The 17,482-nt window shown below is 59.8% G+C and carries 15 protein-coding genes; all 15 read left to right on the plus strand.

The window, feature by feature from the left end; genetic code table 11:
- The first annotated feature begins 77 nt into the window (after window positions 1-77).
- Window positions 78-821, plus strand: a complete 744-nt coding sequence (gene pyrH / locus ACI512_RS10305; protein ID WP_003172271.1) for a UMP kinase — start codon at window positions 78-80, stop codon at window positions 819-821.
- Entirely contained in the window at window positions 818-1,375 is a 558-nt protein-coding gene (frr, locus tag ACI512_RS10310) for a ribosome recycling factor (RefSeq protein WP_064054962.1), read from the plus strand. The genes pyrH and frr overlap by 4 nt, the downstream gene beginning before the upstream one ends.
- 17 nt (window positions 1,376-1,392) lie before the next feature.
- Complete coding sequence (gene uppS / locus ACI512_RS10315) at window positions 1,393-2,148, plus strand: polyprenyl diphosphate synthase (RefSeq protein WP_012722597.1); 756 nt, start codon at window positions 1,393-1,395, stop codon at window positions 2,146-2,148.
- On the plus strand, window positions 2,149-2,955 hold the full coding sequence (locus ACI512_RS10320; RefSeq protein ID WP_012722598.1) for a phosphatidate cytidylyltransferase: 807 nt from the start codon (window positions 2,149-2,151) through the stop codon (window positions 2,953-2,955). It begins immediately after the preceding gene.
- On the plus strand, window positions 2,952-4,142 hold the full coding sequence (gene ispC / locus ACI512_RS10325; protein WP_012722599.1) for a 1-deoxy-D-xylulose-5-phosphate reductoisomerase: 1,191 nt from the start codon (window positions 2,952-2,954) through the stop codon (window positions 4,140-4,142). The genes ACI512_RS10320 and ispC overlap by 4 nt, the downstream gene beginning before the upstream one ends.
- Window positions 4,143-4,195: 53 nt before the next feature.
- The gene (rseP, locus tag ACI512_RS10330; protein WP_231809166.1) at window positions 4,196-5,548 is read left to right on the plus strand and encodes a sigma E protease regulator RseP; all 1,353 of its coding nucleotides are present in this window, start codon (window positions 4,196-4,198) and stop codon (window positions 5,546-5,548) included.
- Between the two features lie 74 nt (window positions 5,549-5,622).
- Entirely contained in the window at window positions 5,623-8,010 is a 2,388-nt protein-coding gene (bamA, locus tag ACI512_RS10335) for an outer membrane protein assembly factor BamA (protein WP_012722601.1), read from the plus strand.
- Window positions 8,011-8,055: 45 nt separating this feature from the next.
- Window positions 8,056-8,559, plus strand: coding sequence for an OmpH family outer membrane protein (locus ACI512_RS10340; RefSeq protein WP_003219314.1), 504 nt, complete (start codon window positions 8,056-8,058; stop codon window positions 8,557-8,559).
- Window positions 8,560-8,562: 3 nt separating this feature from the next.
- Window positions 8,563-9,618, plus strand: coding sequence for a UDP-3-O-(3-hydroxymyristoyl)glucosamine N-acyltransferase (lpxD, locus tag ACI512_RS10345; protein WP_012722602.1), 1,056 nt, complete (start codon window positions 8,563-8,565; stop codon window positions 9,616-9,618).
- 111 nt (window positions 9,619-9,729) lie between these two features.
- Window positions 9,730-10,170 carry a 3-hydroxyacyl-ACP dehydratase FabZ gene (fabZ, locus tag ACI512_RS10350; protein ID WP_003172281.1) on the plus strand — a complete coding sequence of 147 codons (441 nt, stop codon included), beginning with the start codon at window positions 9,730-9,732 and terminating at the stop codon, window positions 10,168-10,170.
- Window positions 10,167-10,943, plus strand: coding sequence for an acyl-ACP--UDP-N-acetylglucosamine O-acyltransferase (gene lpxA, locus ACI512_RS10355; protein ID WP_012722603.1), 777 nt, complete (start codon window positions 10,167-10,169; stop codon window positions 10,941-10,943). Before fabZ ends, lpxA begins: the two co-directional genes overlap by 4 nt.
- A 2-nt stretch (window positions 10,944-10,945) precedes the next feature.
- A complete protein-coding gene (gene lpxB, locus ACI512_RS10360; RefSeq protein WP_236378945.1) occupies window positions 10,946-12,085 on the plus strand; it encodes a lipid-A-disaccharide synthase in 1,140 nt (379 codons plus the stop codon).
- Window positions 12,082-12,714: a ribonuclease HII gene (gene rnhB / locus ACI512_RS10365; protein WP_046036637.1), complete on the plus strand. Its 633-nt coding sequence runs from the start codon at window positions 12,082-12,084 to the stop codon at window positions 12,712-12,714. Before lpxB ends, rnhB begins: the two co-directional genes overlap by 4 nt.
- Before the next feature lie 78 nt (window positions 12,715-12,792).
- A complete protein-coding gene (gene dnaE, locus ACI512_RS10370; protein ID WP_046036638.1) occupies window positions 12,793-16,314 on the plus strand; it encodes a DNA polymerase III subunit alpha in 3,522 nt (1,173 codons plus the stop codon).
- Window positions 16,315-16,443: 129 nt separating this feature from the next.
- Window positions 16,444-17,391: an acetyl-CoA carboxylase carboxyltransferase subunit alpha gene (locus ACI512_RS10375; protein ID WP_012722607.1), complete on the plus strand. Its 948-nt coding sequence runs from the start codon at window positions 16,444-16,446 to the stop codon at window positions 17,389-17,391.
- The last annotated feature ends 91 nt before the right edge of the window (window positions 17,392-17,482 follow it).

A 17,482-nucleotide genomic window follows, 5' to 3' on the forward strand; every position in this document is an offset into this window, starting at 1 on the left:
CGTCCAGCTAGAGTGAACGCAAGCCGTAAAACGGCTCGCCAAGAATTTTTAAAAATACGCCGCAGGAGAGATTCGCAATGGCTCAGCAGGGCAGTGGTTATCAGGCTCGCTATAAACGCATTCTACTCAAGCTTAGCGGCGAGGCCCTGATGGGCTCGGAAGAGTTCGGGATCGATCCCAAAGTGCTCGACCGCATGGCGCTGGAAGTCGGCCAACTGGTCGGTATCGGCGTACAGGTCGGCCTGGTGATCGGCGGCGGTAACCTGTTCCGCGGCGCGGCACTGAGTGCGGCCGGCATGGACCGGGTCACCGGCGATCACATGGGCATGCTGGCCACTGTGATGAACGCCCTGGCCATGCGCGACGCCCTGGAGCGCGCTAATATCTCGGCTATCGTGATGTCGGCTATTTCCATGGTCGGCGTGACCGATCACTATGATCGCCGCAAAGCCATGCGCCACCTGAACGCCAAGGAAGTGGTGATCTTCGCCGCCGGCACGGGTAACCCGTTCTTCACCACCGACTCGGCAGCGTGCCTGCGCGCCATCGAGATCGATGCTGACGTGGTGCTCAAGGCGACCAAGGTAGACGGCGTGTACACCGCAGACCCATTCAAAGACCCGCATGCCGAGAAGTTCGATCATCTGACCTACGATGAAGTCCTGGATCGCAAGCTGGGCGTGATGGACCTGACGGCTATTTGCCTGTGCCGCGACCACAAGATGCCGCTGCGCGTATTTAACATGAACAAGCCCGGCGCCCTGCTGAACATCGTACACGGCGGCGCAGAAGGGACTCTGATCGAGGAAGGCCAACAATGATCAACGAAATCAAGAAAGACGCTCAAGAGCGTATGCAGAAATCCCTGGAGTCTCTGGCGCACGCATTCGGCCAGATTCGTACCGGCAAGGCGCACCCGAGCATCCTGGGTAGCGTGATGGTGCCTTACTACGGCGCAGATACTTCCATCACCCAGGTTGCCAACATCACGGTCAAGGACTCGCGCACCCTGCAGGTCGTGGCCTTCGAGCGCAACATGCTCGGTGCCGTCGACAAGGCGATCCAGAGCGCCGGCCTGAACCTCAACCCTACCAACCTGGGTGAGTTGCTGCTGATCTCCATGCCGGCCCTGACTGAAGAAACCCGTAAGGGCTTCACCAAGCAGGCGCGCAGCGCTGCCGAAGATGCGCGCGTCGCCGTGCGTAACATTCGTCGCGATGCCCTGGGTGACCTGAAGAAACTGGTCAAGGACAAGGAAATCAGTGAAGACGAAGAGCGTCGTGCCACTGCTGATATCGATAAGCTGACCAAGGATGCCGAGGCCCAGATCACTAAGGCCACGGAAGAAAAAGAAAAGGACCTGATGGCCGTATAAGGGGTCAGGACGCCTTCATGGAAAAGACCAAGCAGACTGTACCCTCTGTGGTGCCGCGCCATGTCGCGATCATCATGGATGGGAATAATCGCTGGGCGAAAAAACGCTTTATGCCGGGTGTCGCCGGGCATAAAGCGGGTGTCGATGCGGTACGGGCGGTGATCGAGGTGTGCGCCGAAGCCAAGGTCGAAGTGTTGACCTTGTTCGCGTTCTCCAGTGAAAACTGGCAGCGGCCCGCCGAAGAAGTCAGCGCCTTGATGGACTTGTTCTTCCGGGCGTTGCGTCGTGAGGCCAAGCGCCTCAATGACAACAACATCTGCCTGCGCATCATTGGTGATCGCTCGCGCTTCCATCCGGAACTGCAGGCTGCCATGCGCGAAGCTGAGGCCATTACTGCCGGCGCCAACCGCTTTGTGCTGCAGATCGCAGCCAACTACGGTGGCCAGTGGGATATCGCCCAGGCCGCGCAGCGGCTGGCCCGCGAAGTGCAGGCCGGCCATCTGCGACCCGACGACATCACGCCCGAACTCTTGCAAACCTGCCTGGTAACCGGTGATCTGCCGTTGCCTGACTTGTGCATACGTACCGGTGGTGAGCACCGCATCAGTAATTTCCTGTTGTGGCAGCTGGCCTACACCGAGCTGTACTTCTCCGACCTGTTCTGGCCGGACTTCAAACACGATGCCATGCGTACAGCGCTGGCCGATTTCGCTTCCCGTCAGCGTCGCTTCGGTAAAACGAGTGAGCAGATCGAAGCTGGAGCCCGGGTTTAAATGCTTAAACAACGAATCATCACAGCACTGATCCTGTTGCCGATCGCCTTGTGTGGGTTTTTCCTGCTCGAGGGTTCCGGCTTTGCGCTGTTTATCGGCCTGGTCGTCACCCTGGGTGCCTGGGAATGGGCGCGCCTGGCAGGTTTCAACGCACAGTTGCCGCGGGTGGCCTATGCCGCCGTGGTGGCCGCCTTGGCGTTTCTCTTGTACATCCTGCCCGACATTGCACCTTGGGTGTTGGGTGCGGCAGTACTGTGGTGGGCGCTGGCGACATTCCTGGTGTTGACTTACCCGCGCACCAGCAGTCAATGGTCGAGCGTGGCCTGCAAGTTGGTGATTGGTTTATTGATCCTGCTGCCGGCGTGGCAGGGGCTGATTGAGATCAAGCGTTACCCGATGGGTAACTGGCTGATCCTGGCGGTCATGGTGCTGGTCTGGGGGGCGGATATTGGTGCCTACTTCTCAGGTCGGGCCTTTGGCAAGCGCAAGCTGGCACCGGCGGTCAGTCCGGGCAAGAGCTGGGAGGGTGTATACGGTGGTTTGGCGTTGACGCTGGTGATCGCACTGGTCGTCGGCGTTGTGCGTGGCTGGGCGGTGAAGGACATCTTCCTGGCGCTGGTGGCTACAGCCATTGTCGTGTTTATCTCTGTGGTAGGTGACCTCACCGAAAGCATGTTCAAGCGCCAGGCCGGGATCAAGGACAGCAGCAACCTGCTGCCGGGTCACGGCGGTGTGCTGGACCGCATCGACAGCCTGACCGCTGCCATTCCGATCTTTGCCGTGCTGTTGTGGATGACGGCGTCGTGAGCCGCCTGCAACAAGTGACCGTGCTGGGTGCAACCGGCTCGGTAGGGTTGAGCAGCCTGGATGTGATTGCGCGCCATCCTGATCGCTACCAGGTTTTCGCCCTCACCGGGTTTACCCGCATGAGCGAGCTGCTGGCCTTGTGCGTACGCCATGCGCCGCGATTTGCGGTAGTGCCTGAAGCTGCTGCGGCGCGGACGCTGCAGGATGACCTGCGGGCTGCCGGGCTTGCGACTCAGGTGTTGGTCGGGGAGGAGGGGTTGTGCCAAGTCTCGGCCGATGCCGAAGTTGACACGGTGGTCGCCGCTATTGTCGGTGCTGCGGGGTTGCGTCCAACCCTGGCGGCCGTCGACGCTGGCAAGAAGATCCTGTTGGCCAATAAAGAAGCGCTGGTCATGTCCGGCGCGCTCTTCATGCAGGCGGTGCGCAAAAGTGGCGCGGTACTGCTGCCACTCGATAGCGAACACAATGCGATCTTCCAGTGCATGCCCGGCGACTATGCCCGTGGCCTGAGTCAGGTGGGTGTGCGTCGGATCCTGCTGACCGCCTCCGGGGGGCCGTTCCGGAAAACCCCGCTCGCGGAGCTGGAACAGGTGTCGCCCGACCAGGCGTGCGCTCATCCGAACTGGTCCATGGGGCGCAAAATCTCTGTGGATTCGGCGAGCATGATGAACAAGGGGTTGGAACTGATCGAGGCGTGCTGGCTGTTCGATGCGCGGCCTGATCAGGTCGAGGTGGTGATTCACCCGCAAAGTGTGATTCATTCCCTGGTCGACTACGTGGACGGTTCGGTCCTGGCGCAGTTGGGCAACCCCGATATGCGCACCCCGATCGCCAATGCCCTGGCCTGGCCCGAACGGATCGATTCCGGCGTGGCGCCTTTGGACCTGTTTGCCGTGGCCCGTCTGGACTTCGAAGCGCCCGACGAGCAGCGCTTTCCTTGTCTGCGTCTTGCCCGGCAAGCTGCCGAAGCGGGCAATAGCGCGCCGGCGATGCTGAATGCGGCCAATGAGGTGGCGGTGGCGGCGTTTCTCGAACGGCGCATCCGCTTTCCGCAGATCGCGAGTATCATCGAGGACGTCCTGGCGCTTGAGCCTGTTGTGACGGTGAGCGATCTGGGGGCAGTATTCGAGGCCGATACCAAGGCCCGGGCCCTGGCGGAACAATGGTTGAACCGCAACGTGCGTTAGCCTGTGGGCAGGTTTGAGTCTTGAGGCACTGGATAGGAATGCGGAGAACTTAGATGAGTGCGCTTTACATGATTGTCGGCACCCTGGTTGCTCTGGGTGTGCTGGTTACCTTCCACGAATTCGGCCACTTCTGGGTGGCGCGTCGTTGCGGCGTCAAGGTATTGCGCTTTTCCGTCGGTTTCGGCATGCCGCTGTTGCGCTGGCACGACCGCCGTGGCACCGAGTTCGTGATCGCGGCCATCCCGTTGGGTGGCTACGTCAAGATGCTCGATGAGCGCGAAGGTGAAGTGCCGGCAGACCAACTGGACCAATCCTTCAATCGCAAGACCGTTCGTCAGCGTATCGCCATTGTTGCCGCCGGTCCGATCGCCAACTTCCTGTTGGCGATGGTGTTCTTCTGGGTCTTGGCCATGCTGGGCAGCCAGCAGGTGCGTCCGGTCATCGGCGCGGTCGAGTCGGACAGTATCGCTGCCAAGGCTGGGTTGGTTGCTGGGCAAGAAATTGTTTCCATTGATGGCGAACCCACCACGGGGTGGGGCGCGGTCAATTTGCAGTTGGTACGTCGCCTGGGTGAAAGCGGCACCGTCAACGTGGTGGTGCGCGAGCAGGATTCCACCACCGAAACCCCGCGCGAGCTGGCTCTTGACCACTGGCTCAAGGGCGCTGATGAGCCTGATCCGATCAAGTCTCTGGGCATACGCCCCTGGCGTCCGGCCTTGCCGCCGGTGCTCGCGGAGCTGGACCCGAAAGGCCCTGCCCAGGCTGCAGGCCTGAAAACGGGCGACCGCTTGTTGGCCCTCGATGGCCAGCCGCTGGGTGACTGGCAGCAAGTGGTTGACTTGGTGCGTGTACGTCCTGATACCAAAATTGTGCTGAAAGTTGAGCGCGATGGTGCTCAAATCGACGTCCCTGTGACGCTGTCGGTTCGCGGGGAAGCCAAGGCGGCCGGGGGTTACCTGGGTGCCGGGGTCAAAGGTGTCGATTGGCCGCCATCGATGGTGCGCGAAATCAGCTTCGGGCCGTTGGCTGCCATTGGCGAGGGTGCAAAACGCACTTGGACCATGAGTGTACTGACCCTCGAATCGCTCAAGAAAATGTTGTTCGGCGAGCTCTCGGTAAAAAACTTGAGTGGGCCGATAACCATTGCTAAAGTGGCGGGCGCTTCTGCCCAGTCGGGTGTCGCGGATTTCCTGAATTTCCTGGCTTATCTGAGTATTAGCCTGGGTGTTCTGAATTTGCTGCCCATTCCGGTATTGGATGGGGGGCATCTGTTGTTTTATCTGGTCGAGTGGGCGCGTGGTCGCCCCTTGTCGGATCGGGTGCAGGGTTGGGGGATACAGATCGGTATCAGTTTGGTGGTCGGGGTGATGTTATTAGCCTTGGTCAACGATCTGGGTCGACTGTAACGCTTCGCTGAATTGCGAATCTGCCGCATTTTGCGGCAGTTTGTTTATTGCCAGTTGGAATAAGAAAGGACTTCATGAAACGTCTGCTGCTAACTGCGGTTCTCACCGTATTGATGATCGCCGAAGTTCACGCCGAGTCCTTCACCATCTCCGATATTCGCGTCAACGGCCTCCAGCGGGTTTCCGCGGGTAGCGTCTTTGGTGCCTTGCCGTTGAACGTTGGGGAACAGGCTGATGACCGTCGCCTGGTGGAATCCACTCGTGCGTTGTTCAAAACCGGTTTCTTTCAAGACATCCAACTGGGTCGCGAAGGCAACGTCCTGGTCATCACCGTCGTCGAGCGACCCTCCGTCGCCAGTATCGAGATCGAAGGCAACAAGGCGATCTCGACTGAAGACCTGATGAAGGGCCTCAAGCAATCCGGCCTGGCCGAGGGCGAGATCTTCCAGCGTGCCACCCTTGAAGGTGTGCGTAACGAACTGCAACGCCAGTACGTTGCCCAGGGCCGCTACTCCGCGACCGTGGAAACGGAAGTGGTGCCGCAGCCGCGCAACCGTGTTGGCCTCAAGGTCAACATCAACGAAGGCACCGTGGCCGCGATTCAGCACATCAACGTGGTGGGCAATACCAAGTTTGCTGATGAAGACCTGATCGACCTGTTCGAACTCAAGACCACCAACTGGTTGTCGTTCTTCAAGAACGATGACAAGTACGCCCGTGAAAAACTTTCCGGTGACCTGGAACGCCTGCGTTCCTACTACCTGGACCGTGGCTATATCAACATGGATATCGCTTCGACCCAGGTGTCCATCACCCCGGACAAGAAACACGTCTACATCACTGTCAACGTCAACGAAGGCGAGAAGTACAAGGTTCGTGACGTGAAGCTGAGTGGCGACCTGAAAGTGCCTGAAGACCAGGTCAAGGCGCTGCTGCTGGTGCAGAAAGACCAAGTGTTCTCGCGCAAGCTGATGACCACCACGTCCGAACTGATCACCCGTCGCCTGGGTAACGAAGGCTATACCTTCGCCAACGTCAACGGTGTGCCGACCCCGCATGATGATGACCACACGGTGGACATCACCTTCGTCGTCGATCCAGGCAAGCGTGCCTACGTGAACCGTATCAACTTCCGTGGCAACACCAAGTCTGCGGACGAAGTGCTGCGTCGTGAAATGCGCCAGATGGAAGGTGGCTGGGCGTCGACTTACCTGATCGACCAGTCCAAGACCCGTCTTGAACGCCTGGGCTTCTTCAAGGAAGTCAACGTCGAAACCCCGGCCGTACCGGGCGTGGATGACCAGGTTGACGTGAACTACGCCGTTGAAGAACAAGCGTCGGGCTCCATCACCGCGAGCGTCGGCTTCGCACAGAGTGCCGGCTTGATCCTTGGTGGTTCGATCACCCAGAACAACTTCCTCGGTACCGGTAACCGAGTGTCCATCGGCCTGACCCGAAGCGAATACCAGAGCCGATATAACTTCAGTTATACCGACCCTTACTGGACTGCCGACGGTGTGAGCCTGGGCTACAACGCCTTCTACCGCACCACCGACTACAAAGACCTCGACGTTGACGTAGCAAGCTACGCAATCGACAGCCTCGGTGCCGGTGTCAACGTGGGTTACCCGATCAGTGAGACCTCGCGTCTGACCTTCGGCCTGACCGCGCAGCAGGATGAAATCAAGACCGGTGTGTACACCGTGGACGAGATCTTCGACTTTACCCGTCGCGAAGGCGACAAGTTCCTGAACTTCAAGGCGTCTGCCGGCTGGTCCGAGTCGACCCTGAACAAAGGCGTACTGGCGACCCGTGGCCACTCCCAGAGCCTGACCCTGGAAACCACTACGCCGGGCAGCGACCTGTCGTTCTTCAAACTCGACTACCGTGGCCAGCTGTTCCAGCCATTGAGCGACAACTACACCATGCGCCTGCACACTGAGCTGGGCTATGGCGATGGTTATGGTTCTACCAATGGCTTGCCGTTCTATGAAAACTACTATGCTGGTGGTTTCAACTCGGTACGTGGCTTCAAGGACAGCACCTTGGGTCCGCGTGGTACGCCAAGCCGTGGTGTGGGTGTGACCGGTAACCAAGGCACTGTGGCCGACTCCGACAACGACCCGCTGCCGTTCGGTGGTAACGTCTTGATCCAGGGTGGCGCGGAAATCCTGTTCCCACTGCCGTTCGTGAAAGATCAGCGTTCACTGCGTACGTCGGTCTTCTGGGACGTGGGTAACGTGTTCGATTCCAAGTGCGAGCAGATCAAAAACCCGAGTGGTGTGAAGTCCAACACTCAGTGCAACGACGTGAGCCTCAGCAACCTGGCAAGCTCCGTGGGTGTGGGTGTGACTTGGGTGACTGCACTTGGCCCATTGAGCTTTGCTCTGGCCATGCCGATCAAGAAACCGGACAACGCTGAAACCCAGATTTTCCAATTCTCCCTCGGCCAGACGTTCTAAGCGTCTGACCCAAGATAACGACAACGGATTCTGTAGGAGTGCATCGTGCGTAAGTTGACTCAATTGGTTCTGCTGGCAACCGTGCTGGTAGCGACCCCGGCCTTCGCCGAAATGAAAATCGCCGTCCTGAACTATCAGATGGCCCTGCTGGAATCGGACGCGGCCAAGAAGTACGCCGTGGATGCCGAGAAAAAATTCGGTCCGCAACTGACCAAGCTCAAGACTCTGGAAAGCAGCGCCAAGGGCATCCAGGACCGCCTGGTAGCCGGTGGCGACAAGATGCAACAAGGCGAGCGCGAGCGTCTGGAGCTTGAATTCAAGCAAAAGGCCCGTGACTACCAGTTCCAGTCCAAAGAGCTGAACGAAGCCAAAGCGGTTGCTGACCGTGAAATGCTGAAACAGTTGAAGCCGAAACTCGACAGCGCTGTGGAAGAAGTCATCAAGAAAGGTGCCTTTGACCTGGTGTTCGAGCGTGGCGCGGTAATCGACGTCAAGCCTCAATACGACATCACCCGCCAGGTGATCGAGCGCATGAACCAGCTGAAGTAAGCCATGACCGCGACTATCAAGCTCGGCGAGTTGGCCGAGTTCCTGGGGGCCACCTTGCGTGGCTCCCCGGAGAAGGAAATCACTGGGCTAGCCACCTTGCAGGAGGCTGGCCCAGCTCAGTTGAGCTTCCTCGCAAACCCCCAATACCGTAAATACCTGGTCGACAGCCAAGCCGCCGCCGTATTGCTGAAAGCGGCTGACGCCGAAGGGTTTGCCGGGGATGCGCTGGTGGTGGCTGACCCGTACCTGGCGTATGCCCGGGTGTCGCACCTGTTCGATCCTAAGCCCAAGGCAGCGGCCGGTGTTCATCCGTCTGCGGTGATCGCCGATGATGCCCAGGTTGACCCTGCGGCCAGCATCGGTGCCTTTGCGGTGGTCGAGAGCGGCGCGCGCATTGCGGCGGGTGTCACCGTTGGGGCCCATTGCTTTATCGGTGCGCGCTGCGAGATCGGCGCCGACGGTTGGCTGGCACCGCGCGTGACCCTGTACCACGATGTGCGTATCGGCGAACGTGTGGTCATCCAGTCGGGTGCCGTGATCGGCGGTGAAGGCTTTGGCTTTGCCAACGCCAAGGGCATCTGGAACAAGATTGCCCAGGTCGGCGGCGTATTGATCGGCGACGACGTGGAAATTGGCGTGAACACCGCTGTCGATCGCGGGGCCCTGGCCGATACCGTGATCGGTAACGGCGTGAAGCTCGACAACCAGATCCAGATCGCCCACAACGTGCAGATTGGCGATCACACCGCCATGGCCGCGTGCGTGGGCATCTCCGGCAGCACCAAAATCGGTAAGCATTGCATGCTCGCCGGTGGCGTAGGGTTAGTGGGGCATATTGATATTTGCGACAACGTCTTCATCACCGGGATGACCATGGTGACCCACTCGATTACCGAGCCAGGTGCCTATTCTTCCGGTACCGCCATGCAGCCTGCGGCTGAATGGCGCAAGAGTGCAGCGCGGTTGAGGCAGCTCGACGACATGGCTCGGCGTCTCAAACAGCTGGAAAAGCGTGTTGGGGACGTGACCCCTGGCGGTAATGCTTCATCAGAAGGCTGATACCATTTCCATATCAAGTGTGCACAGCCGCTAGACTGCCTCCTTGATTTGCTAGCGGGGCGTGCGTTTAGTTCGCCCGCCCCCAATCTTTATTACAGGCTTCCCCCCGAAATGATGGACATCAACGAGATTCGCGAATACCTGCCTCACCGTTACCCGTTCCTGCTGGTGGACCGCGTAGTGGACCTCAATGTCGAGGAAAAGCGCATTCGTGCCTACAAGAATGTCAGCATCAACGAACCGTTCTTCAATGGTCACTTTCCTGCACACCCCATCATGCCGGGCGTGTTGATCATCGAAGCGATGGCCCAGGCTGCCGGTATCCTTGGTTTCAAAATGCTTGACCTCAAGCCTGCCGACGGCACGCTTTACTATTTCGTGGGCTCCGACAAGTTGCGTTTCCGCAACCCGGTTACCCCGGGTGACCAGTTGATCCTGGAAGCCAAGTTCATCAGCTGCAAGCGCCAGATCTGGAAGTTCGAATGCCAGGCCTCGGTGGACGGCAAGCCGGTGTGCTCCGCTGAGATCATCTGTGCGGAACGCAAACTATGAGTTTGATTGACCCTCGCGCAATCATCGATCCGTCGGCCGTACTGGCCGCCGACGTTGAGGTCGGCCCTTGGTCGATCATCGGCGCAGGTGTGGAAATCGGCGAGGGGACTGTCATCGGGCCGCACGTGATCCTCAAAGGTCCGACCCGCATTGGCAAACACAATCGCATCTACCAGTTCTCCTCGGTAGGCGAAGACACCCCGGACATGAAGTACAAGGGTGAAGAGACGCGCCTGGTAATCGGTGATCACAACATCATCCGTGAAGGCGTGACCATTCACCGTGGCACCGTGCAGGATCGGGCCGAAACCACGCTGGGTGATCACAACCTGGTCATGGCCTATGCCCATATCGGCCACGACAGCGTCATCGGCAACCACTGCATCCTGGTCAACAACACCGCGTTGGCGGGCCATGTGCACGTTGACGATTGGGCGATCCTGTCCGGGTTCACCCTGGTGCATCAGTATTGCCATATCGGCGCCCACAGCTTTTCCGGTATGGGCACCGCTATCGGTAAGGATGTTCCGGCGTTCGTCACGGTATTCGGCAACCCGGCCGAAGCCCGCAGCATGAATTTCGAAGGCATGCGCCGTCGCGGTTTCAGCGAAGAAGCCATCCACGCCCTGCGCCGCGCCTACAAGGTGGTTTACCGCCAAGGGCTCACGGTCGACCAGGCATTGACCCAACTGCTCGAGCCGGCAGCGTTGTTCCCGGAAGTCGCGGTGTTCCGTGACTCGATCCAGGCGTCGACTCGCGGCATCACCCGCTAATCATGGCTAATCTGCGTATCGCGCTGGTGGCCGGGGAAGCTTCCGGCGACATTCTGGGCGCAGGTCTTATGCGGGCCCTCAAGGCCCAGCATCCGGCGGTGCAATTTATCGGTGTCGGCGGCCCGCTGATGCAGGCTGAAGGGCTTACGTCCTACTTCCCCATGGAGCGCTTGTCGGTCATGGGGTTGGTTGAAGTGCTGGGGCGCCTGCGCGAACTGTTGGCCCGTCGCAAGCTGCTGATCCAGACCCTGATCGAAGAAAAGCCTGATGTGTTCATCGGGATCGACGCGCCGGACTTCACCCTCACTCTCGAACTCAAGTTGCGTCAGGCCGGCATCAAGACCGTGCACTACGTCAGCCCCTCCGTTTGGGCGTGGCGGCAGAAGCGCGTGCTCAAGATCCGTGAGGGCTGCGACCTGATGCTGACCCTGCTGCCGTTCGAAGCCCGGTTCTACGAAGAAAAGGGCGTGCCGGTAAGGTTTGTCGGGCATACCCTGGCCGACACCATTCCCTTGGAGGCTGACCGCACGGCAGCACGTGCCGAGCTGGGCTTGCCAGACGGCCCGTTGGTAGCGTTGATGCCAGGCAGCCGTGGCGGTGAAGTCGGCCGCCTGGCCTCGGTGTTTTTCGACGCCGCCGAGCGTCTGCAGGCGCTGAAGCCAGGCGTACGTTTCGTGCTGCCCTGCGCCAGCCCGCAACGTCGTGTGCAGATCGAAACACTGCTGGAAGGTCGCAACCTGCCGTTGACCTTGCTCGATGGCCAGTCGCACCTGGCCCTGGCGGCCTGCGATGCGGTACTGATCGCTTCGGGCACGGCCACCCTCGAGGCCTTGCTGTACAAGCGCCCGATGGTCGTGGCCTACCGCCTGGCGCCGCTGACTTTCTGGATTCTCAAGCGCATGGTCAAAAGCCCCTACATCTCCTTGCCCAACCTGCTGGCCCAACGCCTGTTGGTGCCGGAGTTGTTGCAGGACGATGCAACGCCGGAGGCCCTCGCGCAAACCCTACTACCCTTGATCGACGGTGGCGAAGAGCAGACCCGTGGTTTCGACGACATCCACCGCACCCTGCGTCGTGATGCGTCGAACCAGGCGGCCGACGCCGTGTTGAGCTTGATCGGCCAGAAACAGGAAGCCTTATGAAGACGCAAATGGGCCTGGATTTCAGCCTGGTTGCCCAAGCCCACGAGCTGGTGGCCGGTGTTGACGAAGTAGGGCGCGGGCCTTTGTGTGGTGCCGTGGTCACGGCGGCGGTGATCCTTGACCCGAACCGTCCGATCCTCGGCCTCAACGACTCGAAGAAGCTCACTGAAGCGCGCCGCGAAAAGCTCTACGACGAGATCTGTGAGAAAGCACTGAGCTGGCATATCGCCCGCGCCGAAGTCGAAGAAATCGACGAACTGAACATTCTGCACGCCACCATGCTGGCCATGCAGCGTGCGGTCGAGGGGCTGCACATCACCCCGAAAATGGCGATGATCGACGGCAACCGCTGCCCCAAGCTGGCCATGCCTTCCGAAGCGGTGGTCAAGGGTGATAGCAAGGTGCCGGCCATCGCCGCTGCCTCGATCCTGGCCAAAGTCAGCCGTGACCGGGAAATGGCCGCGTTCGAATTGATCTACCCCGGCTACGGCATTGGCGGTCATAAAGGCTACCCGACGCCCGTTCATCTGGAAGCCCTGGCTCGCCTTGGCCCGACGCCGATCCACCGACGCTCGTTTGCCCCTGTGCGCCAGGCCTACGAGCTGCGCGAGAGCCTCAGCGAGGTGTAGTCGCGTAGGCTGATGTTTTGCTCAAGGCCCGGTACAATCCCGGGCCTTGTTGTTTCTAAGTTTCTAGACAGGATCACTATGCCGGCTTCATTCGTTCACCTACGCCTGCACACTGAATACTCCCTGGTCGACGGCCTGGTACGGATCAAACCGCTGGTCAAAACCCTGGTGGGCATGAACATGCCTGCGGTCGCGGTTACCGATCAGAACAACATGTGTTCCCTGGTCAAGTTCTACAAGAACGCCATGGGCGCCGGCATCAAGCCGATCTGTGGCGCCGACCTGTGGCTGTCCAACAAAGACCCGGATAACCCCCTGAGCCGCATCAGCCTGTTGGCGATGAACGGCGTGGGCTATCGCAACCTCACCGAACTGATTTCCCGTGGTTTCATCGACGGCCAGCGCAATGGCTCGATCATCATCGAGCGTGAATGGGTCGCCGAGGCCAGCGAAGGCCTGATCATGCTGTCGGCCGCCAAAGAGGGCGAGATCGGTATCGCGCTACTGGGTGGCAACCCGCAGGAAGCCGAAGTGCTGGCGCGTGAATGGATGCAGGTCTTCCCGGACCGTTTCTACCTGGAAATCCAGCGCACCAATCGTCCCAACGACGAAGAACACCTGCACGCCGCGGTAGCCCTGGCCGACAAGCTGGGCGCGCCGCTGGTGGCGACCAACGATGTGCGCTTCATCAAGAAGGAAGACTTCGAAGCCCACGAAACCCGCGTGTGCATCGGCGAAGGCCGGGCCCTGGATGACCCGCGTCGCTCGAAGAACTACAGCGAGGAGCAATACCTCAAAAGCGCCGACGAGATGGCCGAGCTGTTCAGCGACCTGCCCGAAGCCCTGGAAAACTCGGTCGAGATCGCCAAGCGCTGCAACATCGAGGTCAAGTTGGGCAAGCACTTCCTGCCCAACTTCCCGATTCCCGATGGCATGACCATCGATGAGTACTTCCGCAAGGTCTCGTTCGATGGCCTGGAAGAGCGTTTGTCTGTCCTGCTGCCCAAGGACACCACCGAGGATTACGACGCCAAGCGCCAGGTTTATGTCGACCGGCTGAATTTCGAGCTGGATATCATCATCCAGATGGGATTCCCCGGTTACTTCCTGATCGTAATGGACTTTATCCAGTGGGCCAAAAGCAACGGCGTACCGGTTGGTCCGGGGCGGGGGTCAGGTGCCGGCTCGCTGGTCGCCTATGTGCAGAAGATCACCGACCTTGACCCGCTGGAATATGACCTGCTGTTCGAACGGTTCCTGAACCCGGAACGGGTCTCCATGCCCGACTTCGACGTCGACTTCTGCATGGACGGCCGTGACCGCGTGATCGAATACGTGGCCGAGAAATATGGCCGCAACGCGGTCAGCCAGATCATCACCTTCGGTTCCATGGCGGCCAAGGCTGTAATCCGCGACGTAGCGCGGGTGCAGGGCAAGTCCTACGGCCTGGCGGATCGCCTGTCGAAGATGATCCCGTTCGAAGTCGGCATGACCCTGGAGAAAGCCTACGAGCAGGAAGAAATCCTGCGCGACTTCATCAAGGTCGATGAAGAAGCCGCCGAAATCTGGGACATGGCGCGCAAGCTCGAAGGTGTGGTGCGTAACGTCGGTAAACACGCCGGTGGCGTGGTTATTGCGCCGACCAAGCTCACGGACTTTTCGCCGATCTATTGCGACGAAGAGGGCGGTGGCCTGGTTACCCAGTTCGACAAAGACGACGTGGAGGCGGCCGGCCTGGTGAAGTTCGACTTCCTCGGCCTGCGGACCCTGACGATCATCGATTGGGCGCTCAAGACCATCAACCGTGACCGCGCCAAGGTCAATGAAGAGCCGCTGGATATCGCATTTATCCCGCTGGACGACAAGCCAACCTACAGCCTGCTGCAAAAAGCCGAAACCACGGCCGTGTTCCAGCTTGAATCACGGGGTATGAAAGAGCTGATCAAAAAGCTCAAGCCCGACTGCCTGGAAGACTTGATCGCGCTGGTGGCCCTGTTCCGTCCGGGCCCGCTGCAATCGGGCATGGTGGATGACTTCATCAACCGTAAGCACGGTCGCGCCGAACTGGCCTACCCGCACTCGGACTACCAGTACGAAGGTCTCAAGCCGGTACTGGCGCCGACCTACGGCATCATCCTGTATCAGGAACAGGTGATGCAGATCGCCCAGGTGATGGCCGGTTATACCCTGGGCGGTGCGGACATGCTGCGTCGCGCCATGGGTAAGAAAAAACCCGAGGAAATGGCCAAGCAACGTGGCGGTTTCATCGAAGGTTGCGCGACCAACAATATCGACGCCGATCTCGCGGGTAACATCTTCGACCTGGTAGAAAAATTCGCCGGTTACGGTTTCAACAAATCCCACTCCGCCGCCTACGGCTTGGTGTCGTACCAGACCGCCTGGCTGAAAGCCCACTACCCGGCGCCGTTCATGGCCGCGGTACTCTCGGCGGATATGCACAACACCGATAAGGTCGTGACCTTGATCGAGGAAGTGCGCACCATGAAGCTGCGCCTCGACGCGCCGGACGTGAACGCCTCGGAGTTCAAGTTCACCGTGAACGACGAAGGCCGCATCATTTACGGTCTGGGTGCGATCAAAGGCGTGGGCGAAGGCCCGGTGGAAGCCATCACCGAAGCGCGTCAGGACGGGCCGTTCAAGGACCTGTTCGACTTCTGCGCACGGGTTGACCTCAAGCGCATCAACAAGCGGACACTCGATGGCCTGATCCGCAGCGGTGCACTCGACCGTCTCGGTCCGTATTTCCATGATGAGCCCAAGGCTTACCAGGCGAATATCGACCGTAACCGCGCAGTGCTGCTCGCCGCCATGGAAGAAGCGATCAAGGCCGCCGAGCAAACCGCCCGAACCCACGACAGCGGCCACGCCGACCTGTTTGGCGGTTTGTTCGTCGAAGAAGATGCGGACGTATACGGCAACCATCGCAAGGCCAAGGACCTGACCCTCAAGGAGCGCCTCAAGGGCGAGAAAGACACCTTGGGCCTGTACCTCACCGGTCACCCGATTGACGAATACGAAGGGGAAATCCGCCGGTTCGCCCGTCAACGCATCATCGACCTGAAGCCGGCGCGAGACACTCAGACCGTTGCCGGCATGATCATCGCCCTGCGGGTGATGAAGAATAAAAAGGGCGACAAGATGGGCTTTATCACCCTCGATGACCGTTCGGGCCGTATCGAAGCGTCGCTGTTTGCCGACGCGTTCCACTCCGCGCAGTCGCTGCTGCAGACCGACGCGATGGTGGTGGTGGAAGGGGAGGTCAGCAACGATGACTTCTCCGGCGGCCTGCGCCTGCGCATCAAGCGGGTGATGAGCATGGAAGATGCGCGCACCAATTTGGCCGAAAGCCTGCGTTTGAAGGTGAAAACCGAAGCGCTCAAGGGCGATCAGCTACGCTGGTTGGGCGACCTGCTCAAACGCCACCGTGGCGCGTGCCCGGTGACCATGGAGTACACCGGCAATGACGCCAAGGCCATGTTGCAGTTCGGCGAGAGCTGGCGAATTGATCCCGCTGACGGCTTGATTCAAGCTTTGCGTGACCAGTTCGGGCGAGACAACGTCTTCCTCCAATACCGTTGACGGTCAGATGTGTCTGATCTCGACTAAACATTTAATCTCGACCTAAACGCGCCTCTCCCTTAAGGTAGGGCGCGAATAGACAACCGGCTGGCCAGGCACGCCCTGGCCGTCGACCCAAGACGGACGCTTATGAACCCGAATTTTCTTGATTTCGAACAGCCGATCGCTGACCTGCAAGCCAAGATCGAAGAACTGCGCCTGGTCGGCAATGACAATTCGCTGAACATCGGCGATGAGATCGCTCGCCTGCAAGACAAGAGCAGCACGCTCACCGAAGACATCTTCGGCAAGCTGACCAGCTGGCAGATCGCGCGCCTGGCCCGCCACCCGCGCCGTCCGTACACCCTGGACTACATTCAGCACATCTTCACCGAGTTCGACGAGCTGCATGGCGATCGCCACTTCTCCGACGACGCCGCCATCGTGGGCGGTATCGCTCGCCTGGACGACCAGCCGGTGATGGTGATTGGTCACCAGAAAGGCCGTGAAGTGCGTGAGAAAGTCCGCCGTAATTTCGGCATGCCGCGCCCGGAAGGCTACCGCAAGGCGTGCCGTCTGATGGAAATGGCCGAGCGCTTCAAGATGCCGATCCTGACCTTCATCGACACCCCGGGAGCCTACCCAGGTATCGACGCCGAAGAGCGCAACCAGAGCGAGGCTATCGCCTGGAACCTGCGCGTCATGTCACGCCTGAAAACCCCGATCATTGCCACCGTAATCGGCGAAGGTGGTTCCGGCGGCGCCCTGGCCATTGGTGTTTGTGACCAACTGAACATGCTGCAATATTCGACCTACGCGGTGATTTCGCCGGAAGGTTGCGCTTCGATCCTGTGGAAAACCGCCGAAAAGGCGCCGGACGCTGCCGAAGCCATGGGGATCACCGCCGATCGCCTCAAGGGCCTGGGCATCGTCGATAAAGTCATCGCCGAGCCATTGGGTGGCGCACACCGCGACCCGGCTGCCGCTGCCGCAACTATCCGTGGTGAGCTGGCTTCGCAACTGGCGATGCTCAAGAAGCTGGATAACGAAGCCTTGCTGGCCCGTCGTTATGAGCGCCTGATGAGCTACGGTCTCTAAGACCAACGCACTACCAAAATGTGGGAGGGGGCTTGCCCCCGATTGCTGAGTGTCAGTCAATGTATCCAGTGACTGACCCACCGCTATCGGG

Origin of the sequence: Pseudomonas petroselini (assembly GCF_045037875.1) — a bacterium.
Taxonomy (GTDB): Bacteria; Pseudomonadota; Gammaproteobacteria; order Pseudomonadales; family Pseudomonadaceae; genus Aquipseudomonas; species Aquipseudomonas petroselini.

Bases quoted from the DNA above. Each gene is read 5' to 3' on its own strand.
- pyrH (WP_003172271.1), top strand. From the start codon at position 78: ATGGCTCAGCAGGGCAGTGGTTATCAGGCTCGCTATAAACGCATTCTA.
- rnhB (WP_046036637.1), top strand. From the start codon at position 12,082: ATGAAGACGCAAATGGGCCTGGATTTCAGCCTGGTTGCCCAAGCCCAC.
- frr (WP_064054962.1), top strand. From the start codon at position 818: ATGATCAACGAAATCAAGAAAGACGCTCAAGAGCGTATGCAGAAATCC.
- lpxD (WP_012722602.1), top strand. From the start codon at position 8,563: ATGACCGCGACTATCAAGCTCGGCGAGTTGGCCGAGTTCCTGGGGGCC.
- uppS (WP_012722597.1), top strand. From the start codon at position 1,393: ATGGAAAAGACCAAGCAGACTGTACCCTCTGTGGTGCCGCGCCATGTC.
- fabZ (WP_003172281.1), top strand. From the start codon at position 9,730: ATGATGGACATCAACGAGATTCGCGAATACCTGCCTCACCGTTACCCG.
- rseP (WP_231809166.1), top strand. From the start codon at position 4,196: ATGAGTGCGCTTTACATGATTGTCGGCACCCTGGTTGCTCTGGGTGTG.
- lpxA (WP_012722603.1), top strand. From the start codon at position 10,167: ATGAGTTTGATTGACCCTCGCGCAATCATCGATCCGTCGGCCGTACTG.
- ACI512_RS10320 (WP_012722598.1), top strand. From the start codon at position 2,149: ATGCTTAAACAACGAATCATCACAGCACTGATCCTGTTGCCGATCGCC.
- ACI512_RS10375 (WP_012722607.1), top strand. From the start codon at position 16,444: ATGAACCCGAATTTTCTTGATTTCGAACAGCCGATCGCTGACCTGCAA.
- lpxB (WP_236378945.1), top strand. From the start codon at position 10,946: ATGGCTAATCTGCGTATCGCGCTGGTGGCCGGGGAAGCTTCCGGCGAC.
- dnaE (WP_046036638.1), top strand. From the start codon at position 12,793: ATGCCGGCTTCATTCGTTCACCTACGCCTGCACACTGAATACTCCCTG.
- bamA (WP_012722601.1), top strand. From the start codon at position 5,623: ATGAAACGTCTGCTGCTAACTGCGGTTCTCACCGTATTGATGATCGCC.